Here is a 25,379-nt window from a genome sequence, read left to right on the forward strand (position 1 = left end):
AGCCGCGCGAGCGGCCGACAGGCAGGTGATCCGTCGGGTCGAGCAGACTTTTCGGGGGTTCAGGCGATCAACCGGATCTTCTGCCTGTCATTCAACCAGCGCTCGAAATCGGCCGCGGGCATCGGCTTGCCGTACAGATAGCCCTGCACGTATTCGACGCCCAGTCCCTTCATAAACAGCTCTTCCGATTCGGTCTCGATTCCCTCGGCGACCACTTTCAGTTGCAGCGCCTGCGCGACGGCCACCATCGAGCGCACGAGCGCCTGAGACTTCCGGTCCGCGTTGATCGAACTCACGAAACTGCGATCGAGCTTGATCACATCGAGCGGAATACGCCCCAGTTGCGACAGCGACGAATAGCCGGTGCCGAAATCGTCGAGATGGACCTGCGCGCCTAGATCGCGGAATTGCGTGATCAGGTCGATCGCGGCCGCTTCGTCTTCGATCAGGCAGCTTTCCGTCAGCTCGACATCGAGCAGGCACGGATCGAGTTTCGCGTTTTGCAAGGCCTCGCTGAAATGCGACACGACGGCCGTATCCACCAGTTGCCGCGCCGACACGTTGATCGCCACGCGCAGCGACAGCCCGCGCGCCTTCCATTGCGCGGCCTGTTCGGCGGCTGTCTGCATGACCCAGCGGCCGAGCGGCCCGATGAGCCCAGACTCTTCTGCATATCGGATGAACGCGGCGGGCATGATCTGCCCGCGCTCCGGCGAATTCCAGCGCACCAGCGCCTCGACGCCGTACACCTTGCCCGTCGCGAGCGAGAGCTTCGGCTGATAGTGCAGCGTCAACTGGCCTTCTTCGAGCCCGCGCCGCAGATTCGTGTCGAGCCACATGTATTCGGCGACCTTGCGGTTCATCTCCGGCGAGAACACGCGATAGGTGCGCTTGCCGTCGTCCTTCGCGACGTACATCGCGGTATCGGCGGCACGGATCAGCGCTTCGAGGCTGTCGCCGTGCTCGGGGAACATCGCGATGCCGATCGAGCAGCCCGTATAGACCTCGACGAGCCCGAGGCTGAACGGCGTGCGCAGCCGTTCGAGGATGCGTTGCGCGATTGCTTCCATCGACCCGACCGTCGCGACAGGCGACAGCACGATGAACTCGTCGCCGCCGAGGCGCGCAAGCATGTCGTCGGCACCGAGGCATTCGCGCACGGCCGACGACACGTCCTGGATCAGCCGGTCGCCGAACACGTGGCCGTAGTGATCGTTGACCTTCTTGAAGTTGTCGAGATCGAGAAACAGAATGCCGACGGATACGCCGGGCGCCGCGCTCGCGATGGCCGTGCGTGTCTTGTCGTGGATCGCGTTGCGGTTGGGCAGGCCCGTCAGCGAATCGGTGTTCGCGAGCTCGGTGAGGCGGTCCTGCGCGCGGCGCTCCTCGGTGATGTCGGTGCCGGAGCAGATCAGGAACTGCTCGTCGACGCCGCTGCCGCTCATCACGAACTTGTTGCGAAAGAGAAAGAGCCGTTCGCCGTGCACGGTGCGCACGCGGCGCTCGACTTCATACGCAACGCCGCGATTGAAAAAGCCCGAAATGTTCTGGCTCGACGCCGCGCCCGCTTCCGACGACATGAAAAGCGCCCATACGCTGCGCCCGATCACGTCTTCTTCCTTCATGCCCGTGAGTTCTTCGGCGAGACGGTTGAAGCGCTGGATGCGGCCGTTCCGGTCGACGATCACGACGACGGAATTGACTTCCGACACGACCTGTTCGGCGAACGACAGGCCGTGCACCAGATCGCGCGCGACCGACTCGGTATCTTCGAACGCCGATGCGGTGCCTGCCCACGTGCTGCCGTTGAGCTTCTTGCCGACGAGATGCAGCCGCAGCGGCTCGCCGTGCAGACGCACGTCCATCGTCAGGTGCGACGTGACGCCCGTCAGACGGCGAATCTGCGCGGCCTGCGCGCCGGATAGCGCGATTGCGACGGTGGCCGCACGGTCGTCCGTTTCCGGCGACAGCTCGAGCGCGTTGCTGTCGCTGGACAGGCGCCAGCATGGACTGCTCGTTCCGAAACGGGCGAAAAGCACCTGATCGTGTTGGCCGTCGTTCATGAGGGATCCCCGGGCAAACCGTTGCCTTCAGTCGAACTCCGAATACGTGTACAGCACGCGGACGGCAAAGCGTCGTATGGGCTGCGCCTCATTGTATCGAAGCGGCCAGGGCTGCGGCTGCGAATCTATTAACGACCTTTCACAAGCCATTCTTTAATCAGAATGCATGGAAGTTATGCGCTTCTAACGAATCGGTTCCGCAAACGTTGACGCTTGATTGCGCGCGCATGTGTTCGTGTGCGATGCTCGCGAAGCGACAAAAAAGCGCGACGGCAGACCAGACCGGTTGTCCACCTTTCCGAGGAGGGAGACATGAGTATGCTGTCGTGTGTGCCATGCAGGTCTTTACCGAACGACCATTCAACCGCCATTCCATCGACCACGATGCGTCGCGCGATCGCGTTGTCGGGCTTCATGCTGTTCGCAGGTTTCGCGCACGTGGCGAGCGCCGATACGCAGATCGGCGGGCCACTTCCGCCACCGCCCGACCAGTTATATGGCGACCTGTTCGTCGCCGTGCAAACCGCGCAGATCTATCCCGACCAGAAGACCTTCGTCGACGCAACCCCGAACGCCGATCCCGCAACGATCGTGCAGTTGTATGACGCGCATAAGAACGATGCCGGCTTTTCGCTGGCGGACTTCGTCAACAAGTACTTCACGCCGCCGTCCGAACCCGTCATCACGCCGCCCGCGAATCAGTCGCTTCGTGATCACATCAACTGGCTATGGCCCGAGCTCACGCGCACGACGACGAGCGCGCCGCCGTACAGCTCGCTGATTCCGATGCCAAAACCCTATGTCGTGCCGGGCGGGCGTTTTCGCGAGGGCTATTACTGGGACACGTATTTCACGATGCTGGGCTTGCAGGAGTCGGGTCATGAAGATCTCGTCGACAACATGCTCGACAACTTCGCGTACATGATCGACACGTATGGCCATATTCCGAACGGCAACCGCACGTACTATCTGAGCCGCTCGCAGCCGCCGTTCTTCTCGTACATGGTCGAACTCGCGGCGAAGGTCGAAGGCGGGCGCGTCTATCAGAAGTACCTGCCGCAGATGCGCAAGGAGTACGCGTACTGGATGCAGGGCGCGTCGACGACGAAGCCCGGCGACGCGACGCGCAACGTCGTCGTGCTGCCCGACCATACGGTGCTGAACCGCTATTGGGACGAACTCGACACGCCGCGCGACGAGTCGTATCTCGAAGACGTGCAGACGGCGCAGCAGGCGGCGGGCCGCACGCCCAGCGACGTGTACCGAGATCTGCGCGCGACGGCCGAAAGCGGCTGGGATTTCAGCTCGCGCTGGTTCGGCGACAACACGAACCTGACGACGGTACGCACGACGGCCATCATCCCCGTCGATCTGAACAGCCTGATGTTCCATCTGGAGACGACCATCGCGCGCGGCTGCTCCGAGGCGCGCGACTTCGGCTGCGTCGTGCAGTTCATCGGCAAGGCGGCGAAACGCGCGGAGGGCATCAACCGGTATCTGTGGAACAGCAAGGGGTACTACGGCGACTACGACTGGAAGCTCGCGAAGTCGCGCGACAACCAGACGCCGGCGATGCTGTATCCGCTCTTCGCGGGCGCGGCGTGGCCGGATCGCGCGCAGAAGACCGCGAACGTCGTTGCGGCCATCCTGCTCAAGCCCGGCGGCCTGACTACATCGACCTATAACACGACCCAGCAATGGGATGCGCCGAACGGCTGGGCGCCGCTGCACTGGATCGCGATCGAAGGCCTCACGCGCTATGGGCGCCGCGATCTCGCCACGCAGATCGGCACGCGCTTTCTCGCCGACGTGAAGAACGTGTATGCGAAAGAGCAGAAGCTGGTCGAGAAGTATGTCGTCGAAGGATCGGGGACGGGTGGTGGTGGCGGTGGCGAGTATCCGTTGCAGGATGGCTTTGGCTGGACCAATGGCGTGACGCTCAAGCTGCTCGACATGTACAGTCCGGGCGAATAAGCGGAAGCGAGCGGGCGCGGCGAGCGGCGGGTAACGTCGCCGCGCCCATTTATTTTCTACAAATTCTGACGTTTAGAAATCCATACGAATTTGCCTTCAGTGGTAGCATTTTTGTTCACGCGAAAACGCGGCAACGAGACTCGGGAGGCGTATGGCAAGTGGAGCGACGATCGGTGACGCGCTGATCGAACTGATCGATTTCGCCCGTTCGGAGCCGCTTGTTTTTCTCGAAGTGATGCTTCCGTTGCTGATAGCGGGTCTGTTCGTTTCATTCTTTATTTTCCGGATCATCATCGACCCCGTCGGGCTGCAGAAGTCGGAATACGACGAAGTGCGCAAGGTCATGAGCCGGCATTTCCGAAGGAGTACGTCGAAATAATGGAATACTTCTATTTGCTGCGCTTTTGCGCCACAGTGGCCGTCTGCGCCGCCGTCTACCTGCTGCTGGCGAGGCGCCTCGCCGATGCCGTGCATCCCATGCGGCTCGAACTTGCGCGCGAGGGCGAAGCGCTGCTCGCGTCGGGCACATTGCGTGACGCCGATGCCGACTACGTCCGCTTCTGCCTCGACAACGCGTTCAACGGCATGGTCGCGTTCTGGGGCGTGTTGCTGATGCCGTTTCTGAGCGCATGGATATTCGCCGGTCTATGCTTGCCGCGCAGGGCTTTCAGAACTTTTCCCGATCCACGCATCGAGCGGCGCGCACGCGGGGCAAGCCCCGTCGATCCCGTCACCGACCTGTTCTGCCGTTCCGCGTTTGCGGCCAATCCGATGTGCGGCGTCATCGTCGTCGCGCAGATGGGAATTGTTGCGGCGATCGGCGTGCTGGTCACGGGGCAGTTGAGATCCGCGAAGTCGTTGTCGCGCGCTGTCGTCGACGCCGAAAGCGCGGTGCGCGCACGGCTGCGTTTCGGCGCGCGGGCCGCTTGACGTGCGAGCTCGCAGCCATCGCCGTTTGAGCGCGGCGTGCGACATCGCCGCGCTCAATATCGCCGTGCGAGCCGCATGCGCATCAGCTGTTTTGTCTCGCCATCGGCGTCGGGCGGGAGATTGAAATCGCCGGAAACGAGTGACGCGACGGGCACGCCATCGCGATACAGCACGCGGTTGCCCGCCACGGCCGGCACCTTGCTGCCCGGCAACAGCGTGCCCACCAGGTTCAGCGGATCGGTGCCCGCCACGCACACGTAGGCGCCGTCGTTCGCATGCCGCCGCACTTCGCGCAGCAGCGGAATCGCTTCCGGCAATGCGAACTGTTCGCCGGCGAGTCCGTTCACGAAGCGCCCGCCACGCACCTGGCCGCGCGCTTCGAGCCGTTGATACACGCGCAGCAGGTCGCGCCACGGCGGCAGCCATTCGGCCTCGCGTTCGAGCAGCCGCCAGAAGACGACGCCATATCGCCGCAACAGCGCCATCGCGATGTGTTCGAGCACGTCGGGCGCGAGCGGCGGCGGACGGCGCGCCGGCAACGCAGTGGGCGCATCATCTGCCGCGTCTTTGGCCACTACAGCGGGCCGCCGCAACAGCGCCCAGCGTCCCGCGTCGTCCATGCCGCCGATCAGCGCGCCTGCGCCGCGCGGACGGCGGCTCGGATAGTACGACGCGTTGCGCTTCGCTACCGGCTTGAGCAGCGCGCGCAGACCCGCAAAGCTGTCCGAGTTGACGAGTCCCGCCGCAACCAGTTCGCCGAGCGCATTCTCCAGTTCGACGCGCAGCAGATGCACATCCGTCAGCATTTCGTCGAAGAACATCGCGCCGTGCTGCGTCAGCGCGTCGAACACGAGCTGCGCTTTCGACGACAGTTCCGGCTGCTTCGCCGGATCGATCAGCGCGCTCCACACGGCTAGCGCGCGACGCGGCAACAAGACGATGGGCGTGCTGCGTACGGGCGCGCTCGCGCCGCGCGCGCGTTCCGTGAGCCGCGTCCAGACGATCTTGCCCGAGCGGCAGAACTCGTCGAGCGATGTGATCGAATAGTCCTTGAGGCGCGCGGGCAGGATGTCTTCCTCCCACGCGCCCGCCGCCGTCTGGAATCCCTCCAGCTGATCGAGCACGGCTGCGAGCGCATCGCGCCCTTCGCCGCGCGTATCGGGTGTGACGCGTTGCCATTCGAACAGAAAGCGCATGAAGTCATGCCGCTCGACAGGCTCGATCTCCCGTCGCAGGCGACGAACCGTATAGCGATGAATGCGCGCGAGCAGATGCCGTTCGCACCATTCCTCGTCGGCCGCGCGCGGCGTGAAACGGCCGCGCATCACGTAGCCTTCCGCTTCGAGCCGCGTCAACGCCTGCGCGACTGCTGATGCGGGCAACGCCAGCGCGCGCGCAATCGCCGACAACGGCAGCGGCCCGAAGCCCGTCAGCCGCGCGCGAATCACGTCGACCAGCGCGTCGTCTTCCGTCCAGGCATCGTCGAAACCTTTGGGCACGCGAACGGCCGGTTCGATTTCAGCGTGAGGATAGATCGCGCGCAGGCACGTCAGGCGTTCGGCGGGCAGCCATAGCGCATCGTGCTGCGCGATCTGCATGCGCGTCGCGTGGCCCGTCTTCGCCAGCTCGGAGAGCCACGCGATCCAGCCTTCGTTGCGCTGCGCCTCGGCTTCCGTGATACATGCAAGACCCGTCAACGCCTCGTGCATCTCGTCGGTGTCGCGCACTTGCGGCCACGCTTCTTCGCCGACGCTCGCAATCGCGTCGGCATCGAGCGCGCCCAGATCGTCGGCGGATTCGGGGCCGCTCGTGTACCGGCGATTCAGCACGGCCTGGGTGCGGCGTTCTTCGATCGGCGCATCGTCGAGAAACGCGTACGGCTTGGCCGTCAGTATCTCGGCTGCAAGCGGCGACGGGGCCGGCAGGTCGCGGCTCACGAGCGCGATCTCGCCTTGTTCGATACGCCGCAGCAGCGCGAGCCACGCTTGCGTATCCATCGCGTCGTGCAGGCAGTCGTCGACGGTCTGATCGACGAGCGGATGACTCGGCAGCTCACGCTCGCCGACGATGTTTTCAAGGCACGCGGCCTGATCCGGAAACACGGTCGCGAGCAGATCGTCGCTGCGCATGCGCTGCAGTTGCGGCGACGTCTTGCGCCCGCCCGTGTAGCGCGGCAGCGCGAGCGCCGTCGTCGCGTTCCAGCGCCAGCGCACGCCGAAAAGCGGCGCGTCGAGCAGTGCCTGGATCAGCACGTGCTCGGCAGTGGCCGAACGCAGATAGCGCCACACTTCGTCGAGCGCGAAGCTGTGCGCGCCCGTCAGCGACAGCACGATCGCATCCTCGGTCGCGGCCGCCTGCAGCTCGAAGTTGAACGTGCGGCAAAAGCGCTTGCGCAGCGCGAGTCCCCACGCGCGATTCACGCGGCTGCCGAACGGCGTGTGGATCACGAGCTGCGTGCCACCCGATTCGTCGAAGAAACGCTCCATCACGAGCGTGTCCTGCGTCGGCAGCGCGCCGAGCGTCTGACGTGCACGCGCCAGATACTCGACGATTTGCCGCGCGGCCGGCTCGATCAGGCCCGTTCGCTCGGCGAGCCACGCGATTGCGGGTTCGAGATCGAGCACGGCGGCGGGGCGCTCGGCGACGGCCGTGGGTTCGCCGCGCGTATCGGCGTACGCGTCGGCTGATGCTGTTTCAGGCGCGCGCAGCGTGGTCTTCGCATCGGCCGCATTCGCCAATAGACGCTCGATTTCCGAACGCAAACGCGCGACGCCCTCCGACAATTCGTCGCTGCGTCCGGGCGCTTCGCCGAGCCAGAACGGAATATTCGGCGGCTGGCCTTGCGCATCCTCGACGCGCACGCGGCCGCTTTCGACGCGCATGATCCGGTACGACGCGTTGCCGAGCTGAAACACGTCGCCCGCGAGACTCTCGACGGCGAAGTCTTCGTTGACCGTGCCGATATTGAGCCCCTGCGGTTCGAGGATTACCGCGTAATCGGCGTTCTCCGGAATCGTGCCGCCCGACGTGACGGCATACAGCTTCGCGCCGCGTCGACCGCGCAGCGTGCCGTTGACAGCGTCGCGATGCACATACGCGGCGCGCGGGCCGTGGCGGCTCGTGTAGCCGTCGGCGAGCATGCGCAGCACGGCGTCGTATTGCTCGCGCTTCAGATCGGCATACGGCGCGGCGTGCCGGAACAGATCGAAGAGCCCGTCCTCGCTCCATTCGGCGTTCGAGACCTCCGCGACGATTTGCTGCGCGAGCACGTCGAGCGGCGCGCGCGGGATATGCAGCTGGTCGAGCTCGCCGCGCCGCACGCAATCGAGCAGCGCCGCGCATTCGATCAGATCGTCGCGCGAAGCAGGGAAGAGCCGTCCCTTCGGCATGCCGCCCACGTGGTGCCCCGAGCGTCCGACGCGCTGCAAAAACGGTGCGATCGCGCGCGGCGAGCCCATCTGGCAGACGAGATCGACATCGCCGATATCGATGCCGAGTTCCAGCGACGCCGTCGCGATCAGTACGCGCAGTTCGCCTCGTTTCAGCCGTTGCTCGGCGTCGAAGCGGTGCTCTTTCGCGAGCGAGCCGTGGTGCGCGGCGACGGCATCCTTGCCGAGCCGCTCGGTCAGATGCCGCGCGACGCGCTCGGCCATCCGGCGCGTGTTGACGAACACGAGCGTCGTCCGGTGCTGCGCGACGAGTTCCGCGAGCCGGTTGTAGACCAGTTCCCACGCTTCGTTCGACATCACCGCTTCGAGCGGCACGGGCGGAATTTCCAGCGCGAGATCGCGCTCGCGCACGTGGCCGACATCGACGATCGCGCAGTCGGCGGACGCGCTGCCGTCGGCGGAGTTTTCGGTCAAGCTGTCCAGGCTCGCGCCGCCGACGAGAAAGCGCGCGACGGCCTCGATCGGCTTTTGCGTCGCCGACAGGCCGATGCGCGGCAAGCGCCGGCCGCACAACGCGTCGAGCCGTTCGAGCGTCAGCGCGAGATGGCTGCCGCGCTTGTTGCCCGCCATCGCGTGAATTTCGTCGACGATCACCGTGCGCACCGTCGACAGCATCTTGCGGCCCGATTCCGATCCGAGCAGCACGTACAGCGATTCGGGCGTCGTGACGAGAATATGCGGCGCGCGCTTCTTCAGCGCGGCGCGCTCCTGCTGCGTCGTATCGCCCGTGCGTACGGCCGTGCGGATGTCGAGCGCGGGCAGCCCGCGCTCCGCAAGTTCGCGCGCGATCCCTTCGAGCGGCGTCTGCAGGTTGATGCGGATGTCGTTCGACAGCGCCTTCAGCGGCGACACGTAGACCACCAGCGTTTCGTCGGGTAGCGCGCCGTCGTGCGCGAGCCCGTCGCGCACGAGTTCGTCTAGCACCGCGAGAAAGGCGGTCAGCGTCTTGCCGGAGCCCGTCGGCGCGGCGACGAGCGTATGCCGGCCGCTGCGGATCAGCGGCCACGCGGCGGCTTGCGCGTCCGTGGGCGCGGCAAAGGTATTTTCGAACCAGCCCGCGACGGCGGGATGGAAGTCGGCCAGCACGCGGGCGGCAGGGGAGGCGGAAGTCATGGGATCGAAGATGGGGGCGGCGCGGCGTATAGCCAATGGTGGCCGCGCCCTCGCAACCGTTAGACCGCTTCAGTCTCGCAGGTTTCGCGGCTTCGTGCTGACAGCGCAATCGCAGAAGCGACGCGGGGCTGCACTGCGAGCCGATGCGTTCGTGGGCGGTCAGACGCAACTACCGGTCAGTCGCCATTGCATCCACCCACAGCGACGCAATCGCGCCAATGACAAGCGCTCGATCCATGCAAATGCGAGCAGAGGCGGGCGGCCGGCGGCATCCGGAATATGCAACGAAAAACGGCGCCATTGTGTGCCGAATGAAAGCGATGCGTCGCCACCGATGCTGAACCGCACGAACAGAACAGAACCTCATTGCCACTGACCCAATGGCAACCCGCCAGCAGCATCCGGAGTCAACGAGTATCCTCATCGGCTGACCCCGATTCATCACCCACGATGGAGTCTCGAACCATGCGATATAACCAGCTCGGCCGCACGGGCGTTTTCGTGTCGGAACTATGTCTCGGCACGATGACGTTCGGCGGCACCGGCGGCATCTGGCAGCACATCGGCGACTTGCAGCAGAACGACGCCGAACGGCTGATCGGCCGCGCGATCGACGCAGGTATCAATTTCATCGACACGGCCGACGTCTACTCGTCCGGCCTTTCCGAGCAGATCACCGGGCAGGCGCTCAGGAGCCTGAAGGTGCCGCGCGACAGCGTCGTCGTCGCGACGAAGGTGTTCGGCCAGACGGGCGACTTTGCAAATGCGCGCGGCGCGTCGCGCTATCACGTCATGGACGGCATCAAGGCGAGCCTGCAACGGCTGCAACTCGATCACGTGGACCTCTATCAGATCCACGGCTTCGATCCCGCGACGCCGATCGAAGAAACGCTGCGCGCGCTCGATACGCTCGTGCAGCAGGGGCATGTGCGCTATATCGGCGTATCGAACTGGGCCGCGTGGCAGATCGTGAAAGCGCTCGGCATCTCCGAGCGGCTCGGGCTCGCGCGGTTCGACACGTTGCAGGCCTATTACACGATCGCGGGCCGCGATCTCGAACGCGAGCTGGTGCCGATGCTGAAGAGCGAAGGCCTCGGCCTGATGGTGTGGAGCCCGCTCGCGGGCGGATTGCTGAGCGGCAAGTATGGCCGCGAGCAGCAGGGCGAGGCGGGCAGCCGCCGCACGACGTTCGACTTTCCGCCCGTCGATCGCGAGCGCGCGTTCGATTGCGTCGACGTCATGCGCGCGATTGCCGAAGCGAAGGGCGTGTCCGTCGCGCAGATCGCGCTCGCGTGGCTGCTGCATCAGCGCGCGGTGATGAGCGTGATTGTCGGCGCGAAGCGGGTCGAACAGCTCGACGACAACATCAAGGCGACCCAGGTCGAACTGGGCGCGGACGATCTCGCGAAGCTCGATGAAGTGAGCCGCCTGCCGTCCGAGTATCCGGGCTGGATGCTGGAGCGTCAGGGTGACCCGCGCCGTCAGCAGATCGCCGAAACGCGCAGGGGCCGCGAAGGCAACGGCTGAGCCTTTTAAGGCTGCAACTCAGGCTTCGGGCAGATGACGCGGCGTGACGCTTCACGCCGCGTCATCATCGCAACGGCGCTCATTGCAGCATGAACGTCTCGTACTCGAGCGAATCGAGCTTGCGGTCGAGCAGATAAAGACTGGCGAGCACCACGACTAGCAGCGACGTTGCGAAGCCATAGCCGTAGTAAGCGGGATTCAGCGACAGCGTGATCGCCGTGAACACTACGTTCAACGCGACGAAATGGTCGCTGTCGTAGTCGCGGTAGATCAGCGCGAGCAGGCCCGTCAGCGGCACCGTTTGCCCGACGTCTTTGCCTGCTGTAGCAGCCAGTCGCGATCCTGCGCGGGCACTTCGGTATAGCGCTGCTGCGACTGGTCCCATCCGCGATAAAGCGATTCGAAAGCGACCGCGTACGCGAGGTCGTGCACTTGCGGCAGGATTTCGAAGCCGCGATTGAAGATCAGCTTCGCATCGGGATAGCGCGCCTTGATTGCCCGGATTACATTTGCGAGCCCGGCGATCTGTTGCGCGCGAGCGTCGTCCGTTTTGGCGACGAGTTGCCACGAATCCATCGTGTCGAGAAAGAAGCCGCGATAGCCTTTGTCCCAAAGCGGCTTGATCACGTGATCGACGAAGAAAGCGGGCCATTCGGGCTGGCTCTGGTCGACGACGCGCGAGGCCCACGACTCATTGCGTCCCGCGAGCCAGTTCTTCGGCACATCCGCGTAATAGCTGCGCGACGGCAGCACTTCGCCGACGCTCGCATACGCAAACCACGTGGTGTGCGGCAAGCGGTGCACAAGCGGATCGAAACCACTGTCGGGTTCGATCACGGCTGCATCGAATGCCGATAGCATGTCGACGGGCGGCGATTTGCCGTAATAGAGCGCGAATGAAGGCTGCGTGGCGGTCTGTGCGACATCGTCCGCATAAGCGGGATGCAGCGGCAGCGCTAGCATCAGTGCGAGAACAAAAAGCGCGCAGCATGACCCGCCGATGCGTCGCGAACTTCCTCTGCGTGCCGCCAAAGGAATTGTTTCCTTTAAGATGCAAAGAAAATCTCTGAAATGATGATGCAAGCCGCTTAATGTCATCCGCAAAGATGTACTGCTGAATTGAACAGATGCGTTGTTTCATCTCGTTCTTTCAATTGCGACAGCGCCTATCATAGACAAGATTTACGGACCGCCTAGCGACATTGCTGTGCTGGAGTCGCGTATTGTGTTAAATACGACGCTATTATTTGATCGATGTGCATTAAGCGCGGTGTTATGGCAATTCAATGCCATTCTGTTTTTAACGTTTTCCCGGCATTTTAACGATTGCGTGCGCGGTGATACCGGTTCATCAATGGCGTTGCCGTAATGCCATGCACGACGACTGACGAAGTGATGACGGCAAGCGTCAGCGGCACCAGCGCGAGAATGTCGTTCGAATGGCGGCCTTGCGTGGCTTCGAGTGCAAATGCAAGGTAATAGAAAGAACCGATGCCGCGAATGCCAAACCAGCTCATCAGTCTGCGTTGCGCGTGAGACGCTTCGGAGCCGAGCAACGATGCTTCGACTGCGAGCGGCCGCACGACGAAGAACAGCGCCGCGATCAACGCGGCGCTTTGCCATGTGAAGAGCGACGCGCGAGTACTCGCAAGTACATTGCCGACGATCATCATCACGGCCACTTCGGCGATGCGTTCGAGTTCGATCGTGAAGCCGAGCACCGACTCGGCCATATACGCATGCGCTTTTTGCGGATCGGCGGCCGTTGCGACGACATCTTCCGAATCGACGGTGCCGATGGTCTCGCGTGGCGAGCGCGGGCCGCTCGCGCGATGCTCAACGCGGCGCATCGCGACACCCGCCGCGAACACGGCGACGAATCCATACGTATGCGCAAGCTGCGCGGCGCCGTATGCGAGACCGATCAGGCCGAGCGCAAAGAAGCCTTCGAGCCCGAGGGCCTGTGCGTGCCGCGTGCGCAGCCATGCGACCGACCACGTCGTGATCCATCCGAGCAGGCCGCCGATGACGATCCCGCCGACGACGCCCGCCACCGCGGTGAGCGCGAAGCGCCAGTCGAGCGGGTCGCCGCCGTCCGCCGTGCTCGATGCGCACAACGCGAGACCCAGCAGCGCGAACGGCAACGCGATGCCGTCGTTCAGGCCGCCCTCACCCGACAGCGAGAAACGCAGCAGGTCCACATCGTCCGATTCCTGCACCTGCACGTCGTGCGCGAGCACGGGGTCGGTGGGCGCGAGTATCGCGGCGAGCAGGAGTGCCGGGCCCCAGTCGAGTCCGAGCACGAATGCGCCGACGAGCGTGAGCAACGGAATCGTCAGCAGCATCGCGACGAAGCCCAGGCGCAGCGGCAGCGCCCATAAAGGCGCGACGAGGGGCAGCCGCAGACGCAGCCCGATCGCGAACAGCGAGACGAGCAGCGCGACCTCCGTGACGGGCCGCAGAAAGTGCGCGTCGCGCACGAGGTCGAGTTGCAGAAGATGGGCGGGACCGAGCGCATAGCCGATCGCGAGATAGAGCATCGCGGCGGAGAGCGGCAGACGCTTGAAGGTCGTCGCGGCGATGCCCATGAAGACGAGCACGCCGCCGACGATCAGATACCACCAGACTGTTTCATACATGGGCCGTCAGCGCGCATGCAGGCAAGGGTGCCGATGCATCGTGTGCCTGCATCGATGTCAGGGCGCGCGGCCGAACGCTTCGCGCAGTTTGCGCTTGGCCTGTTCGAGCGTGCTCTTGCGCGACTTCGGCAGATTGCGGCCTGCGCGGTTGATATAGAAATTGAGCATCGACATCGCGGACTGGAACGGCGTGCCCTTGCGCCGCTTGCTGCGCGTCGACGAACGTTTGAGCGACTGGGCGATTTCTTCGGCGCTGCCCGTCTTGAAGATATCCTTTTCGAGGTCCATCGCGTCGCTCGTTTCCATCACGTGATGCGACCAGTACTTCGACGTGCTTTTCGATGAACTCGCCGACGACGTTCGCGCGCGACGATGCGCGGCCTTCGCCTGCGTGTGCCGCTGGCGCGGCGGACGGCCGCCTTTCGTGCGCGTCGACACATGCGCGGCCGTCTTCTTGCCGCTCGACGTTCCACTGCGTTTGCTGGTAGCCATGATGGTCACCGATGTATCACAGCTTCACGCCGCCCGCTTCGGGCGGATCGGACGATCCGGGCGCGATGTCGCCGGCGCCGAATGCGTCATTGCCCGCGCTGTTGCTCCCGCTTCTACACCAATAGGGCTCGCGTCCATAGTACTGGTGCACCGACGTCGCCCACGTTGTGTCCGCCATCGACGGCCAGTGGTCCTTGTCGAAGCCCGGCGCGTTCTTCACGCTTTCGGTCGGCATGTCGAGCAGAAAGCACTTGCAGTCCGCGTCGAGCGTGAGCGCGCTCCAGGGAATCGCGAGCAGCTTGTCGCTGATGCCGAGAAAGCCGCCGCTCGACAGCACCGCATACGCGATCCGTCCCGAGCGCACGTCGAGCATGATGTGCTTGATCTTGCCGATATCGTTGCCGTCGGCGCTCAGTACCTTGTCGCCATCGAGCGTGGCGGCCGCCATCACGTCGGGGCCCGGGCCCGTCGATCCGCTGCGGTCTGCGCCGACGATATTCGCGCCTTGCGTCTGCTTGGCCATCGTCATGATCGTTCTCCGTCGTGGGTGTGCTTATAGCCGGATTCGAGCAACAGCTATTCCTCGCGCCGTCGCGTCGGCGCGGCATGCGTGAATGGCTCGACGAACGCTTCACCCGTCCTCGCCGACTTCGGCGGGATCGGGCAGTTCGGGCAGTTCCTTCGTGGTGTCGGGCGGCTGGGGCTGGCCCTGTGGCGCGTCGTCGGGGCGGGGCGTGGTGTCGGCGGAGTTCTCTACGCGGTTCATGATCTCTCTCCTTTGTCGACCAGAGTCGGCGCTTAAGCTGTCGGCTGGAGTTAGCGCTTTAGCACTTACTCCAGCTCTATGCAGAGCACCTCACTCCGGTCCCATGCAACATCGTTGCAGTCGCGGAATGACAGAAGCGCTGCACGCGGCGTGCCACGTATGTGGCACGCCGCGCACTGCCGAACACAAAGAGAGCGAGAGAGCGGCGCGAATCAGGGCCGCGCGGCGATTTCGTCAAGATGCTCGAGCAGATCGGCGGGATCTTCATAGACGCGCAACGCGCCTGCGCGTTCGAGCTCTTCCTGGCCGTAGCCGCCCGACAGCAGGCCCACGCCGAGTGCGCGGCAACGGCGCGCCGCGAGCATGTCCCAGATGCTGTCGCCGACGACGACGGCATGCTCGATCGGCACATTGAGCCGGTGCGCAGCGGCGACGAAGAGATCGGGGTCGGGCTTCGCGTATTTCACATCGTCGCGTGTGACGACCACGGTCTTCGACGGATCGACGCCGAGGGCTTCGAGATTCACGGCTGCCGTTTCCATCCGGCCGCTGGTCGCGATCGCCCATGGTGTGCCGCTTTCCGTCAGCGCGTTCAGCAAGGCCTGCGCGCCCGGCAGGGGCCGCACTTTCGCATGTAGTTGTTTGTATGCGCGCGCATGTGCGCGGCGCAGGCGCTCGACGCGCTCCGTGCTCATGTCGCCGCCTGTTTCGCGCAGCAACTGATGCGTGAACAGACCGCCGCTCATGCCGATCTTTCGATGAATGCGCCACACCGACAATTCGATGCCTTCTTCGTCGAGTGCTTCCTTCCAGGCGAGCACATGCTGATACACGCTATCGACGAGCGTGCCGTCGAGGTCGAACAGAAATGACGTGGATATACGCACGGGCTTCTCCTTCTATCAAATGCGATCAGATGCGGTGGATGGGAAATCTGTAATCGACTGGACACGCAAGCCAACAAGCAAGCCACGAAAGCGCGACACGCATTGCATGCATCGCGGCCCTTGGCGGCACAGCGCCCATATTGCGCCATTTATTCCACGAAAGATTTACGTCCGCTTTGTAAATATCAAAGAGCGTATGCGCGCGGCTCGCTTCTGCATCGCGTGCAAGTGCCTGGGGAAACGGTGCCAGGCCGTATCCTGCCGGGCACGCGAGGCCCCGCAGGGGCACACCGTTTGCTGAACTGACGAGTGACGGCACCAGGTTTTTGGCGGCAGTCAACCGCAATCACTGATCACGTTTTTCAAGGAGCTAACAGATGAGGAACCGTAAAGCATGGATCGTAGCGGCAATGCTCGCACTGTCGGGAGGCGCTTTTGCCCAGACGGGCGGCAGTAACGGCGGCGGTTCGGCGGGCGGTGGCGGCAATGGCGCCGGGATGAGTTCGTCCGATGAGACGGGGGCGGGCATGGCATCGTCGGGCACACATGCGTCGAAAAAGATGCATCATAAGATGTCGAAGTCGCACAAGAAGTCGGCTACCGACACGACGAACGTGCCGGGCGCCGATGCAAGCAGCGATACGAAGGGGCAATGACCCTTGATTCCGTCCGGCGCGTGCCACTGCTTCGCGATGCGGGTGCGATGTGGCGCGATATGCCGGACCTTTAGCGAAGGCGGGAGGAATCATGACACAGCCAGGATGGAAATACGCGTTGCTCGCGATAGCGGTCGTGTCGATGTCATTAGGCGCGGCCTGCAAGAAGGCAGAAAACGCCAGCAGCGACACGGGCGCGGCGGCGGGCAGTAGCAGCGCGGCCCCGGCCGCGGGCGCGATGGGCGCAAGCGGCGCGGCTCCGGCTGCGGGCGCGATGGGCGCAAGCGGCGCAGCAGGGGCATCGGGCGCGAGCCAGTGACGTTTCGCGCAGTGACGGGGTACCTCGGGCAGCCCGGGGTAATGAGGGAATCGGATCACGCCGCGTTCTTCATCGAGGACCTGAAGGGCGCGGCACAACGGGGGTACGTGGCGATCCGCGTTGCGGACAATGGGCACATCAACGCCCGTCCCGCTCGCGATCCGGCTTGCGCGGTAGAGCATCCACAACCGCGGCAACGGACGCGCGCCCCATGGAGGTGATGTGATGCGTTCGAAAATTCACTACCAGAGCAACATCTGCGGTGGCGACTTTCAGCACGTGAAGGACTGCTTCAATACATGGAAAACGCAGCCGCTCGTGTACCGGATGAACGAGCACATGTTCGAAGGCAAGCGCGAAGTCCGTCCGCTCGACGATCGCGTATTCGACAATGCGGAAGTCGCGCAACGCACGCTGCTCAATACGTGCGGACCGAGCGATCCGTACGCGCTGGCAGCGGAGATTCATGACGGCGAGCGCGATATGTGGCTCGTAATGGCCGCCTACGAGGAGTGACGCGAGGCACGCATGCGTTGCACACAGAGCGCATGCGTGCTTGTGCCTGCGCTTGTGCAGCCGACCTGAGGCCAAACGCGTACGAGTCGACGCTCAGGCCGTCTTTCGCACATTCGCCTGCTTGTTCGTCCGCTTGTTGGCCTGCTTGTCGACCTGATTTTGCAGCGCGCTCGATTTTTTCAGTAGCATTGCGAGTCTTGCCCGCTCGACATCGGTCGTAGCGGCTACTCTCGCGTTGCCGCCGTTTTTGCTCACGCGGCGGTTTGCAAGCCGTTCGCGTTTTTCGCATTGCGCAAGCAGCGCCGCAAATGCAGCCTCGTCGACTTTCATATGACGTCTCGCGTGCGGCGGCGACAGCTCTCGCAATTCACCTGCTTCGAAAGCGGCAATCACTTCGGGATGGATATAACAGCGCCTGCACACAGCGGGCGTATTGCGCAACAGCGCGGCCACATCCTTCACTGTCGCGACGACATGACGGCGTGCGTCTGCTGCGCTTTCGCAGACGAGGTGCCGCAGCGCGGTCATCGCGAAGACGCTGCCCGCCCATGTGCGATAGTCCTTCGCGGTGAAATCCGCGTGGCAAGCATTGCGCAGATAGTCGTTGATATCGGCGGATTCGACCGTGCGGCGCGTGCCGTCCTCGTCGATGTACTGAAAGAGATCGTGGCCCGGCAGTTCCGCGCATGCGCGCACGATGCGCTTGACGCGCGGATTGTCGACGGTCACATCGTGTTCGATGCCGCTCTTGCCCGCAAAACGAAAGCGCACTTCGTTCGATCGGAACTTCACGTGCTTCTTGCGCAGTGTCGTGAGTCCATACGACTGGTTTTCTCGCGCGTACTCGACGCTGCCGACGCGAATCAACGTCGTGTCGAGCAGATGCACGACGACCGCGATGACCTTCTCGCGCGGCATGGCTTCGCGTGCAAGATCGCGCGCGACGCTCGCGCGTATCTTCGGCAGCGCGCGTCCGAAGGCGGCCATGCGTCCGAACTTGTCGGCGTCGCGTGTCTCGCGCCATTGCGCGTGATAGCGGTACTGCTTGCGGCCGCGCGCATCGCGCCCCGTGGCCTGAATGTGGCCGCGCGCGTCCGGGCAGATCCACACGTCGCACCACGCTGGCGGAATCGCAAGCGCGTGAATGCGCGCGATCTGCGCTTCATCCGTGATGCGCGTGCCGTCCAGATCGAAATACGCGAACGCACCCCGCGTTTTCTTGCGCGTGATGCCGGGCCGCGTGTCGTCGGCGTGCCGCAGTCCAGCGGGCATCGGCGAAGGCAACGCGTCGGCGATGGCTTCGGCCGTGTGGAGCGTCATCGTTCTCATCTGGTTGTTGAATCTTGCTCGTTCAGCGATACGGCGTAGCCCGTGCAATAGCGGTGCCACGTACGGGCACGACGCGCAGCGTCGGTATTGCGGCGACACGTGGGCACCGAACTTGCTCGTCTGATCAACAAACGCCCGGCCGCGTATTCGCGTACCGGCAGGACGAACAACGCGGCACTCTGATTGTGAGGGAGGACGAATACATGGCTAACGCACTCACGGGATGCAAGGTTGCGGTACTCGCGGTCGACGGCTTCGAGCAGGCCGAACTGATCGAGCCGCGCCGTGCACTCACGGAAGCGGGAGCGACAGTACACGTAATTTCTGCCAGGGGCGGAAAGATCCAGGGCTTCAGGCACGTCGACAAGGGCGATTCCGTCGATGTCGATATGACATTCGACAAGGCCGCGCCGAACGACTACGACGCGGTGGTCCTGCCGGGCGGCGTCGTGAACAGTGACGCGATCCGTCTGTTGCCGCAGGCGCAGGCGTTTGTGAAGGCGGCGGATCAGGCGAAGAAGCCCGTCGCCGTGATTTGCCACGGCGCGTGGCTGCCCGTTTCCGCCGGCCTGATGAAAGGGCGCACGGTCACGAGCTGGCCGAGCCTGCAAGACGATATTCGCAACGCGGGCGGCACGTGGGTCGACAAGGAAGTCGTCGAGGACGGCAACTTCATCACGAGCCGCAAGCCCGACGATCTTCCCGTGTTCAACAGGACACTGATTGCGCAGCTGTCGAAGAAGAAGGCCGCGTGAGTTCCAGCACGACCATGCAGCAAGCGATCAGAGCAAGCGCCAAGCGGAGAGACGCATGATGCATCGCCCACTCGTTCGAGCCGTCGTATTGCCCGCGATCGTCGCGCTCGGCGCGGCGGCGTGCGTCGTCAGTGCGCAGACGACGCTGTCGCCGGGCGATCAGCAGTTCGTGCAGGACGCTTCGCAAGCGGGCGCCACGGAGATCGCCGCGAGCAAGCTCGCGCTAAAGAATTCCTCCGATCCGCAGGTGAAGAACTTTGCGCAACAGATGATCGCCGATCACACGCGGCTCGCGCGTAGCCTCGATGTGGTCGCCGCGGGCAAGGGCCTCGGCAGGCCGCCGGGCGCCGATTCGGCGCTGATCGGCAAGCTGCAGGCGCTCAAGGGCGCGGACTTCGACAACGCGTATATCGACGAAGTCGCGATGGGTGGTCATCAGAAAGCAGTCGAACTGTTCCAGAAGGAAAGCGAAAGCGGCCAGGACCCGCAACTGAAGAGCGCGGCGACGCGCGCGCTCCCCGTTATCCGTCACCATCTCCAGATGGCGCAGCAACTCGCGGATGCGCGAAAGGCGTCGTCATGAACGGGATGATCAAGGTGTTCATGCCGCGTGCGGCGTACGAGGACTCTCATATGCACATCACATTCACCGATGATGCTCCCGTATTCGATGGGTCGAGCCTGGTCGTGCGCTTTACGGCGTGCGTCGATGGCGCGCCTGTCGTGTGCGCGATCACGGCCGAGGCGCTCGAAGATCACTTCGGCGCGGACTCGCCGCTCGAAGGCGCGTTGATCGGCGCGTACGAAAGAGGGCGCGCCCGCATCCGTTCCGTCTGCGCGGAGGCGCTCGACGAGAACGGAGGCGATAGCGTGATCCTGCACAGCGGCCTGTTCCGTGTCGAAGGCATGGAACCGGATCGCAGCGTCAAGCCGCGCTAGACACAGCGTCAAGCCGCCTTTCGATACGGCTCACACAGGGGCGCGCGCTGCTTGCGCTGTTCGCGCGCCTGAGTGCGAAGCAGCCGGCGATCAGACCCAGCCGTCGCTCACGCGCGGATGATGCGTGCGTTCTATTTCACGGTCGTAACCGTCGATGGGGCGCCGATCGTGCCGCGTCTCGCATGCTGCGCGTAGCATGACGCCGCGCGCTTCGTCGCACGTCGGCACTTCGCGCGTGGGCCGCGGTTGCGCCATTCTCGTCTGCGTGGATGCGTCGGCTTTTACGGATGGCAGCGCATGTACGCGCACCTGCGCGACGACGGCTGAAGTGACGATAGCGACGAGGAGCAGACGCTCCGCGCTCCTGATGTTCATGGTGAGGCTCTCCCTTGTCGAATGCCGGCCCTTTTATGTGATCTGAGATCGTGTAATCAAGCGCCCCGCGTTTGCTGTCTGCGAAAGGCGTGAGAATGGGCCAGCGCTCGATGCAGCAATATGCGTGCCGCTATCTCGAACGTTTGCGTGGCGCGGCTTTCAGCGCAATGCGGGCAGTGCGCGTCGCTTGAGGCCTGCATCATTTACTCGCCGCATTGGAAAAGACGCCAACCGATACGAACGGCGTCGCCGCCACGTCTCGCTACCACGCGGGCATGACGAGTGCGTGCGTGAGCGTGTTTCATGCGTTAGCTGAAGCGTCACCTGAACGGGAGCGAAGTCATGACGACCAATGTCATTGCCGTGCTGAACGATCTGATCGAAATGTCGAAGGACGGTGAACGCGGCTTCATGAAAGCAGCAGAGGAAGCGCAACACGCGAGCGTGAACGACGCGCTGCTCGAAAGCGCCGCGAACTGCTCGCGCGGCGCGCGCGAATTGCAGGACCTCGTGCTGCAGCTGGGCGGCAAGCCCGAAAGCGGCGGCAGCGTGGCGGGGGCGCTGCATCGCGGCTGGCTCGATGTGAAGTCGGCTGTCGGCAGCCGCTCGGATCACGCGATCCTCGCCGATTGCGAAAAAGGCGAAGACGTCGCGAAGAAGCGGTTTCACGATGCGCTCGAGAAGGACCTGCCCGCCGATGTGCGCGCCGTCGTCGAGCGGCTGTATCAGGGTGTGCTGCAAAATCACGAGCGCATTCGCGCGATGCGCGAACAGTATGCGGCAATGAAGAGCTGAGAAAAAACATGGCCGCCCATGCAGACGGGCGGCCATGTTCCATGCTTCGCGAGCGTCGCGATCAGGTGACGATCATCCGGCGGCGCCCGGCAGCAGTCATTCGGCCTCGATCTTCAGATGGTTTTTCACACCCTTCACGCCGGACACGTTCTGCACGACGTCCTGCGCGGCCGTCTTGTCTTCGGCGGACGGCACCGTGCCGCTCAGCCACACGATGCCCTTGCGGGTCTTCACGTGAATGTGCGTGGACTTCACGTTCTTCGCGCCGAGCAGTTCCGCCTTGACCTTGGTTGTCACCGTGCCATCGTCGATGTGCTGGCCAACGCTTTCTGACGTTGCCGGCGGCGCCGACGCCGTAGTCTGCGCGGTAGCGTTCAGTGCGAATGCAACACATGCGATGCTGCTTGCGGCCTTGAGGAACGGGATGGTTTTCATGGTTTCTCCTTCTCGGTTGATGATCGGGGATGCGGTCCTGTTGTCCGTGCGATCGATTGCGGCCCTCGCCGCCGATGACCAGACCAAAGACCACTGCCGCCGCGGTTCCGTCTGGTCCGTCGCCGACACGGGAGCGCAAAGGCTGTGCGTTGCTCGCGCGACGCACGCCGTGCGTCCCTGAAAGGCGCTCAGCAAGCGATGTGCCGCACCGCCGCATGCTTGCTGTCGAGACGCTTTCAAATTCGCGAGCGACAAGGCGAAACGCTTGTTGCAAGCCGCCAGGCGCTTGCGGGCGATGCGCGATGATTGGGTCCGAATTTCAGGGCATTTGTAAATTCGGCGCGCAAAGTGCTTATTGGATCGGCATTCGGAACGGACAAAGGCGAATCAAAACAGACAGTTGTGGAACCTGGTACGACAGTTGCGTAATCGCATCCAACACACTGCCGACTCGTAGCCTCGTACACAGGAAAGGAAAGTCTGTATGCCGCCTTCAATTGAACTACGCGCGAAGCAATCGTTTGCGCTCACGCCGCGTCTGCAGCAGTCCGTGCGCCTGCTTCAACTGTCGTCGCTGGAATTCCAGCAGGAACTGCGCAACGCACTCGATACGAATCCCTTCCTCGAATACGACCCGACCGCTCCCGACGACGTCTCGGACGGGAAGACGGCGGATGGCACGGCGGCCGAGGGCGAAGCATTGCCTGCTGCCGAACGCGATACCGCACTCGAAGGCTCGGCGGCGGAGCCGGCTGCGGAGACTTCCGTTTCGTCCGACGACGGCGGCGGCGACTTTGCGGGCGACGGCTATGGCCGCGGACCGTCGCGCTACAACGGCGACTCGGAAGCGGCCGACCCGACCGAATGGGCACGCGTGCAGCCGACGCTGCATGAGCAGTTGCACGACGCGCTGCGTCTGTACCGGCTCGACGATCACGATCGCGAAGTTGCGCGGCTGGTGATCGAAGCGCTCGATGACGACGGCTATCTGCGCCAGGACCTCGCGGACCTCACGGACATCGTGGAGTTCGACCCTCCGCTGACGGAAGAAGAGCTGCTGGTCGCGCTGCGTCTCGTGCAGACGCTCGATCGTCCGGGGCTCGCGGCGCGCTCGCTGTCGGAATGCCTGTCGCTGCAACTCGACGCAATGCCTGCGGATACACCCGCGCGCGATGTCGCGAAGCAGGTCGTCGAGCATCACCTCGACCGGCTTGCGCGGCGCGAGCATGCGGAATTGCAGAAGCAGATCGGCTGCACTGCGGAGGAACTGCGGATCGCCTGCGCGCTCGTGCGCAAGCTCGACCCGAAGCCGGGCAATTCGTATGGCCGCGCGGACGACAACTACATCGTCCCCGATGTGATCGTGCGCAACGTCCGCAACAAGTGGGTCGTGACCGTGAATCCCGCTGTGCTGCCGCGCGCGCGTATCCATCGGATGTACGCGGAGCTGTTCGCGCAGTCGGCGGGCGCGAGCCGCTCACCGCTTGCGCAGCAGTTGCAGGAAGCGCGCTGGTTGATCCGCAATGCGCAGCAGCGCTTCGACACGATTCAGCGGGTCGCCGAATGCATCGTTGCGCATCAGAGGCCGTTCTTCCAGTACGGCGAGATCGCGTTGAAGCCACTGGTGCTGCGCGATGTCGCGGAGGAGCTCGGGCTGCACGAATCGACGATCTCGCGCGCGACGGGCAACAAGTACATGGCGACGCCGCGCGGCATCTTCGAGTTCAAGCATTTCTTCCCGCGCGAACTGGGCACGGAGAGCGGCGGCACCTGCTCGGCAGCGGCCGTGCGCGCGCTGCTGAAGGAAATGATCGCCGCGGAAAACACGCGCGATCCGCTGTCGGACGTCGCGCTCGCGAAGATGCTCGCGGACCAGGGCGTGCTCGTCGCGCGACGCACGGTCGCGAAGTACCGTCATCTGATGAAGGTGCCGCCTGCGGAGTTGCGTCGCCAGGTCTGACGCCGGGGCTCGCCGGAAAAAAACGGCCGCTCGTCGTGCGCGAGCGGCCGTTTTTTATTTACTGCTTGAAAAGCGCTACATGCCGGTGCTCGAACCTCCCGTCGAGCTCGTGCCTGTGCCCGATCCCGTGGTCGAGCCAGGGGTCGGCGTCGGACTCAGATCGATTCTTCCGTAGACGCCATCCGCTTCGTCATTTGGTCCCGCCGCGAAGAACAGCGTAGTCGAAGGCTGGTTGCTGAGGTCATTGCCGAATGCGAGGCCCCACAAGCCGTCGTGGACGATCGGGCTGCCCGTCGTGCCATTGAGCGAGCCCATCGATTGGCCCGTCGATGCGTTGAACGCGTGAATCAGGCCGTCGCCGAAGTTGCCGATCAGTATCGCGCCGCTCAGCGAGCCGAAGTTGGCGGGCGCCTGCGCGATGCCCCACGGCGCGTTCAACGCGCCGCCCGTCGCGAAGTGCTGCTTGAGATTGCCTGCCGTATCGTACACATCGACCATGCCGAGCCCAGCACCGGCGACGTCGTCGTGCTTGGCGGGGTCTTGCATCGCGTATGTAACGAACAGGTTGGTGCCGATCGCCTGGATGCCGAACGGCGCGAAGCCGGCGGGAATCGCCGGATCGTGGAAGCCGCCGGGCATCGCGACCTTCGCGAAGTTGGTATCGAAGACGTCGATCTTGTTGTTGTGGAAGTCGGTGGCATAGAGGAAGTTGCCGCCGTTGTTCGCCGCGAGCGCGAGGCCTTTGTACACGGCACCGCCTGTGCCGTCGTCGTACATGGTGAATGCGTTGGTCGGTCCGACGGCGGGTGCCCACGCGGTGATGGTGCCGCCTTCGCCCGCGAAGATGAATGCGGCGATCCCTGATTTGCCGTTCTGCGTGACGTTGAAGCTCTGCGTGCCGTTGAACACGATGCCCGTCGGCGATGCCGTACCGTTCTTGCCGTTGGGTATCGTGACCACCAGCGATTGCGGCACGCCGTTGCCGTCATAGAGCGTCGCGACATTGGTGCCGTTGTCCGCGACCCAGGCGAAGCCTTTCGGATTGAAGGCGACACCCCAAGGGTTCTTCAGGTTCGGGTCGGTGTGCGATGCAGGCACGACGCCATCCGAGACGAGTGCCGTCGCGGTGAACGACGACTGCACAGGCGGGCTGGGATTGTTCGAGCTGGAACCACCGCCGCATGACACGAGTGTTGCCAGAGTAGCTGCACACGCCGTGATGCCGAACACCTCGACTAGAGACTTCATGGTCGTACTCCTTGTTCCTGTCTTGTCCACAGGACGTGACGGTCATTGAACGAGGAGGGGGCGGCGTTTATTCCTGGTCTGCGCGGACTTATTTCGCGCGTGATTTTCAAACGCTGAGCCGGGTGGATTGAAGGGCGTTGCGCAACGAATGGAAAGCGTGATTATTCCGTTATTCTGATTAAAAATCGGCGGGCATGGTCGCGTGTCCGTTG

The 25,379-nt window shown here is 63.8% G+C and carries 23 protein-coding genes and 2 pseudogenes; 12 read left to right on the plus strand and 13 right to left on the minus strand.

What is annotated here, in order from left to right:
* Positions 1-59: 59 nt before the first annotated feature.
* Positions 60-2,063, minus strand: a complete 2,004-nt coding sequence (gene pdeR / locus GCT13_RS06745; RefSeq protein ID WP_152756219.1) for a cyclic di-GMP phosphodiesterase — start codon at positions 2,061-2,063, stop codon at positions 60-62.
* A 384-nt stretch (positions 2,064-2,447) separates the two neighbouring features.
* Between pdeR and treA the strand changes: the two genes are divergently transcribed.
* The 3 genes from treA (at position 2,448) to GCT13_RS06760 (ending at position 4,967) form a co-directional block, all read left to right on the plus strand.
* A complete protein-coding gene (treA, locus tag GCT13_RS06750; RefSeq protein WP_227746751.1) occupies positions 2,448-4,037 on the plus strand; it encodes an alpha,alpha-trehalase TreA in 1,590 nt (529 codons plus the stop codon).
* Positions 4,038-4,188: 151 nt separating this feature from the next.
* Positions 4,189-4,416, plus strand: a complete 228-nt coding sequence (locus GCT13_RS06755) for a hypothetical protein (RefSeq protein ID WP_152756223.1) — start codon at positions 4,189-4,191, stop codon at positions 4,414-4,416.
* The gene (locus tag GCT13_RS06760) at positions 4,416-4,967 is read left to right on the plus strand and encodes a hypothetical protein (RefSeq protein ID WP_152756225.1); all 552 of its coding nucleotides are present in this window, start codon (positions 4,416-4,418) and stop codon (positions 4,965-4,967) included. Before GCT13_RS06755 ends, GCT13_RS06760 begins: the two co-directional genes overlap by 1 nt.
* Positions 4,968-5,020: 53 nt before the next feature.
* Here GCT13_RS06760 and GCT13_RS06765 read toward each other — a convergent pair whose 3' ends face one another.
* Complete coding sequence (locus tag GCT13_RS06765) at positions 5,021-9,529, minus strand: DEAD/DEAH box helicase (RefSeq protein WP_152756227.1); 4,509 nt, start codon at positions 9,527-9,529, stop codon at positions 5,021-5,023.
* Positions 9,530-9,994: 465 nt separating this feature from the next.
* On the opposite strand from GCT13_RS06765, the gene GCT13_RS06770 reads away from it, so the two are divergent.
* Complete coding sequence (locus GCT13_RS06770) at positions 9,995-11,056, plus strand: aldo/keto reductase (RefSeq protein WP_152756229.1); 1,062 nt, start codon at positions 9,995-9,997, stop codon at positions 11,054-11,056.
* Positions 11,057-11,135: 79 nt separating this feature from the next.
* Here the strand turns inward: GCT13_RS06770 and pelG are convergent.
* The 7 genes and pseudogenes from pelG to GCT13_RS06800 form a co-directional block, all read right to left on the minus strand.
* Positions 11,136-11,300: pseudogene (gene pelG / locus GCT13_RS06775) on the minus strand (exopolysaccharide Pel transporter PelG); the annotation flags it as partial.
* A 65-nt stretch (positions 11,301-11,365) separates the two neighbouring features.
* Positions 11,366-12,019 (minus strand): annotated as a pseudogene (locus GCT13_RS06780) (endo alpha-1,4 polygalactosaminidase); the annotation flags it as partial.
* A gap of 356 nt (positions 12,020-12,375) precedes the next feature.
* The gene (locus GCT13_RS06785; protein ID WP_152756234.1) at positions 12,376-13,695 is read right to left on the minus strand and encodes a cation:proton antiporter; all 1,320 of its coding nucleotides are present in this window, start codon (positions 13,693-13,695) and stop codon (positions 12,376-12,378) included.
* A gap of 57 nt (positions 13,696-13,752) precedes the next feature.
* A complete protein-coding gene (locus GCT13_RS06790) occupies positions 13,753-14,187 on the minus strand; it encodes a DUF3175 domain-containing protein (RefSeq protein ID WP_152756236.1) in 435 nt (144 codons plus the stop codon).
* Between the two features lie 16 nt (positions 14,188-14,203).
* On the minus strand, positions 14,204-14,716 hold the full coding sequence (locus GCT13_RS06795) for a PRC-barrel domain-containing protein (protein WP_152756238.1): 513 nt from the start codon (positions 14,714-14,716) through the stop codon (positions 14,204-14,206).
* A 102-nt stretch (positions 14,717-14,818) separates the two neighbouring features.
* The gene (locus GCT13_RS50505) at positions 14,819-14,953 is read right to left on the minus strand and encodes a hypothetical protein (protein WP_265335273.1); all 135 of its coding nucleotides are present in this window, start codon (positions 14,951-14,953) and stop codon (positions 14,819-14,821) included.
* A 212-nt stretch (positions 14,954-15,165) separates the two neighbouring features.
* A complete protein-coding gene (locus GCT13_RS06800) occupies positions 15,166-15,840 on the minus strand; it encodes an HAD family hydrolase (protein WP_321574220.1) in 675 nt (224 codons plus the stop codon).
* 377 nt (positions 15,841-16,217) lie between these two features.
* Between GCT13_RS06800 and GCT13_RS06805 the strand changes: the two genes are divergently transcribed.
* From GCT13_RS06805 to GCT13_RS06815, 3 genes are all read left to right on the plus strand, one after another.
* On the plus strand, positions 16,218-16,496 hold the full coding sequence (locus tag GCT13_RS06805; protein ID WP_152756240.1) for a hypothetical protein: 279 nt from the start codon (positions 16,218-16,220) through the stop codon (positions 16,494-16,496).
* Positions 16,497-16,587: 91 nt separating this feature from the next.
* On the plus strand, positions 16,588-16,815 hold the full coding sequence (locus GCT13_RS48185) for a hypothetical protein (protein ID WP_193727593.1): 228 nt from the start codon (positions 16,588-16,590) through the stop codon (positions 16,813-16,815).
* A 225-nt stretch (positions 16,816-17,040) separates the two neighbouring features.
* Positions 17,041-17,331, plus strand: coding sequence for a hypothetical protein (locus GCT13_RS06815; protein WP_090865147.1), 291 nt, complete (start codon positions 17,041-17,043; stop codon positions 17,329-17,331).
* 93 nt (positions 17,332-17,424) lie between these two features.
* Here the strand turns inward: GCT13_RS06815 and GCT13_RS06820 are convergent, their stop codons facing one another.
* Positions 17,425-18,660, minus strand: coding sequence for a DNA topoisomerase IB (locus GCT13_RS06820; RefSeq protein WP_152756242.1), 1,236 nt, complete (start codon positions 18,658-18,660; stop codon positions 17,425-17,427).
* A 203-nt stretch (positions 18,661-18,863) separates the two neighbouring features.
* Here GCT13_RS06820 and GCT13_RS06825 point away from each other — a divergent pair, with 203 nt between their 5' ends.
* The 3 genes from GCT13_RS06825 to GCT13_RS06835 are packed head-to-tail and all read left to right on the plus strand — an operon-like array spanning position 18,864 to position 20,354.
* Positions 18,864-19,415: a type 1 glutamine amidotransferase domain-containing protein gene (locus tag GCT13_RS06825; RefSeq protein WP_152756244.1), complete on the plus strand. Its 552-nt coding sequence runs from the start codon at positions 18,864-18,866 to the stop codon at positions 19,413-19,415.
* Between the two features lie 55 nt (positions 19,416-19,470).
* On the plus strand, positions 19,471-19,998 hold the full coding sequence (locus GCT13_RS06830; protein ID WP_152756246.1) for a DUF4142 domain-containing protein: 528 nt from the start codon (positions 19,471-19,473) through the stop codon (positions 19,996-19,998).
* Positions 19,995-20,354 (plus strand): DUF1488 family protein, encoded by a 360-nt coding sequence (locus GCT13_RS06835; RefSeq protein WP_227746739.1) that lies wholly within the window; start codon positions 19,995-19,997, stop codon positions 20,352-20,354. The genes GCT13_RS06830 and GCT13_RS06835 overlap by 4 nt, the downstream gene beginning before the upstream one ends.
* Positions 20,355-20,444: 90 nt before the next feature.
* Here the strand turns inward: GCT13_RS06835 and GCT13_RS06840 are convergent, their stop codons facing one another.
* Positions 20,445-20,729 (minus strand): hypothetical protein, encoded by a 285-nt coding sequence (locus GCT13_RS06840; protein ID WP_152756249.1) that lies wholly within the window; start codon positions 20,727-20,729, stop codon positions 20,445-20,447.
* A gap of 342 nt (positions 20,730-21,071) precedes the next feature.
* Between GCT13_RS06840 and GCT13_RS06845 the strand changes: the two genes are divergently transcribed.
* Positions 21,072-21,524: a PA2169 family four-helix-bundle protein gene (locus GCT13_RS06845; protein ID WP_152756251.1), complete on the plus strand. Its 453-nt coding sequence runs from the start codon at positions 21,072-21,074 to the stop codon at positions 21,522-21,524.
* Between the two features lie 96 nt (positions 21,525-21,620).
* Here GCT13_RS06845 and GCT13_RS06850 read toward each other — a convergent pair whose 3' ends face one another.
* The gene (locus tag GCT13_RS06850) at positions 21,621-21,959 is read right to left on the minus strand and encodes a BON domain-containing protein (protein WP_152756253.1); all 339 of its coding nucleotides are present in this window, start codon (positions 21,957-21,959) and stop codon (positions 21,621-21,623) included.
* Positions 21,960-22,443: 484 nt separating this feature from the next.
* Between GCT13_RS06850 and GCT13_RS06855 the strand changes: the two genes are divergently transcribed.
* Entirely contained in the window at positions 22,444-23,919 is a 1,476-nt protein-coding gene (locus tag GCT13_RS06855) for an RNA polymerase factor sigma-54 (protein ID WP_152756255.1), read from the plus strand.
* 75 nt (positions 23,920-23,994) lie between these two features.
* Here the strand turns inward: GCT13_RS06855 and GCT13_RS06860 are convergent, their stop codons facing one another.
* Positions 23,995-25,167 carry a TIGR03118 family protein gene (locus tag GCT13_RS06860; RefSeq protein WP_152756258.1) on the minus strand — a complete coding sequence of 391 codons (1,173 nt, stop codon included), beginning with the start codon at positions 25,165-25,167 and terminating at the stop codon, positions 23,995-23,997.
* Between the last annotated feature and the right edge of the window lie 212 nt (positions 25,168-25,379).

This window comes from Paraburkholderia franconis (assembly GCF_009362735.1).
Taxonomy (GTDB): Bacteria; Pseudomonadota; Gammaproteobacteria; order Burkholderiales; family Burkholderiaceae; genus Paraburkholderia; species Paraburkholderia franconis.

Excerpts from the sequence above, each read along its gene's own strand:
- pdeR (WP_152756219.1), bottom strand. The coding sequence starts at position 2,063 with ATGAACGACGGCCAACACGATCAGGTGCTTTTCGCCCGTTTCGGAACG.
- treA (WP_227746751.1), top strand. The coding sequence starts at position 2,448 with ATGCGTCGCGCGATCGCGTTGTCGGGCTTCATGCTGTTCGCAGGTTTC.
- GCT13_RS06755 (WP_152756223.1), top strand. The coding sequence starts at position 4,189 with ATGGCAAGTGGAGCGACGATCGGTGACGCGCTGATCGAACTGATCGAT.
- GCT13_RS06760 (WP_152756225.1), top strand. The coding sequence starts at position 4,416 with ATGGAATACTTCTATTTGCTGCGCTTTTGCGCCACAGTGGCCGTCTGC.
- GCT13_RS06765 (WP_152756227.1), bottom strand. The coding sequence starts at position 9,529 with ATGACTTCCGCCTCCCCTGCCGCCCGCGTGCTGGCCGACTTCCATCCC.
- GCT13_RS06770 (WP_152756229.1), top strand. The coding sequence starts at position 9,995 with ATGCGATATAACCAGCTCGGCCGCACGGGCGTTTTCGTGTCGGAACTA.
- GCT13_RS06785 (WP_152756234.1), bottom strand. The coding sequence starts at position 13,695 with ATGTATGAAACAGTCTGGTGGTATCTGATCGTCGGCGGCGTGCTCGTC.
- GCT13_RS06790 (WP_152756236.1), bottom strand. The coding sequence starts at position 14,187 with ATGGCTACCAGCAAACGCAGTGGAACGTCGAGCGGCAAGAAGACGGCC.
- GCT13_RS06795 (WP_152756238.1), bottom strand. The coding sequence starts at position 14,716 with ATGACGATGGCCAAGCAGACGCAAGGCGCGAATATCGTCGGCGCAGAC.
- GCT13_RS50505 (WP_265335273.1), bottom strand. The coding sequence starts at position 14,953 with ATGAACCGCGTAGAGAACTCCGCCGACACCACGCCCCGCCCCGACGAC.
- GCT13_RS06805 (WP_152756240.1), top strand. The coding sequence starts at position 16,218 with ATGAGGAACCGTAAAGCATGGATCGTAGCGGCAATGCTCGCACTGTCG.
- GCT13_RS48185 (WP_193727593.1), top strand. The coding sequence starts at position 16,588 with ATGACACAGCCAGGATGGAAATACGCGTTGCTCGCGATAGCGGTCGTG.
- GCT13_RS06815 (WP_090865147.1), top strand. The coding sequence starts at position 17,041 with ATGCGTTCGAAAATTCACTACCAGAGCAACATCTGCGGTGGCGACTTT.
- GCT13_RS06820 (WP_152756242.1), bottom strand. The coding sequence starts at position 18,660 with ATGAGAACGATGACGCTCCACACGGCCGAAGCCATCGCCGACGCGTTG.
- GCT13_RS06825 (WP_152756244.1), top strand. The coding sequence starts at position 18,864 with ATGGCTAACGCACTCACGGGATGCAAGGTTGCGGTACTCGCGGTCGAC.
- GCT13_RS06830 (WP_152756246.1), top strand. The coding sequence starts at position 19,471 with ATGATGCATCGCCCACTCGTTCGAGCCGTCGTATTGCCCGCGATCGTC.
- GCT13_RS06835 (WP_227746739.1), top strand. The coding sequence starts at position 19,995 with ATGAACGGGATGATCAAGGTGTTCATGCCGCGTGCGGCGTACGAGGAC.
- GCT13_RS06840 (WP_152756249.1), bottom strand. The coding sequence starts at position 20,729 with ATGAACATCAGGAGCGCGGAGCGTCTGCTCCTCGTCGCTATCGTCACT.
- GCT13_RS06845 (WP_152756251.1), top strand. The coding sequence starts at position 21,072 with ATGACGACCAATGTCATTGCCGTGCTGAACGATCTGATCGAAATGTCG.
- GCT13_RS06850 (WP_152756253.1), bottom strand. The coding sequence starts at position 21,959 with ATGAAAACCATCCCGTTCCTCAAGGCCGCAAGCAGCATCGCATGTGTT.
- GCT13_RS06855 (WP_152756255.1), top strand. The coding sequence starts at position 22,444 with ATGCCGCCTTCAATTGAACTACGCGCGAAGCAATCGTTTGCGCTCACG.
- GCT13_RS06860 (WP_152756258.1), bottom strand. The coding sequence starts at position 25,167 with ATGAAGTCTCTAGTCGAGGTGTTCGGCATCACGGCGTGTGCAGCTACT.